Genomic DNA, 676 nt, shown 5'->3' with positions numbered 1-676 from the left:
GGTCGGGGGGGATATTCCTTCCCCGCACGCGGGGAGGGTTGGGGAGGGGTAAACCACGAACCACAAGCCACAAGCCACGAGCCTCCCGCTGATGGCTGACCGCTGATAGCTGACCGCTTATCGCCCTTAACCTTACACCCCCGCCGGTAGCGGACGGACACGTCCTGGGTGTACCCTGGGTCTATGCCCCAAGCTCAAGCAAACCTGTTCCTGACGGGCTCGAGCGAGCTTGTAAAGGGCGTTTTGAGACTTTGTAAAACGAGAATCACATAATGTAAAACCGGGCTTGACATTTTATAAAGGTATGCTTTACACTCCTTGGTAAGGAGGTAGAGCATGTTCGGGTTTCACGAGTTCGAGACGTACCGGCTGCACAACCAGGAGCGGCTGAACCAACTGCGGGCTCAGGCCCAGGTGGACCGCCTGCTCCCTCGCTACTCCCTGCGGCGCCGTGCCGCGCTGGTGCTGCGCCGGTGGGCTGAGGCCCTCGAGGCCCCCGCGCCGCGGCGCGCCGCGGCCGCCTGAGAGCCTGGAGGTTACGGACCATGACCCGCCGTGAACGCGTCGAACAGCTCGTGGCCGAGGGCAAGCTCACCGCGCTGGAGGCCCGGGTCCTGCTCGAGAACCTCCCCCCACAAGACCCCCCGGAGGGGGCGGGGGCAACTGAGCCTCCCCC

1 protein-coding gene is annotated in these 676 nt (G+C 64.2%); it reads left to right on the top strand.

From position 1 onward, the window contains the following. Positions 1 to 336 precede the first annotated feature (336 nt). Positions 337 to 525: a hypothetical protein gene (locus Mterra_RS21605; RefSeq protein ID WP_119316899.1), complete on the top strand. Its 189-nt coding sequence runs from the start codon at positions 337 to 339 to the stop codon at positions 523 to 525. Positions 526 to 676: the final 151 nt, after the last annotated feature.

The organism is Calidithermus terrae, from assembly GCF_003574345.1.
Taxonomy (GTDB): domain Bacteria; phylum Deinococcota; class Deinococci; order Deinococcales; family Thermaceae; genus Calidithermus; species Calidithermus chliarophilus.
The sequence above is the reverse complement of the archived record's forward strand: the minus strand, read 5'-3'. Positions and strand labels throughout refer to the sequence as shown.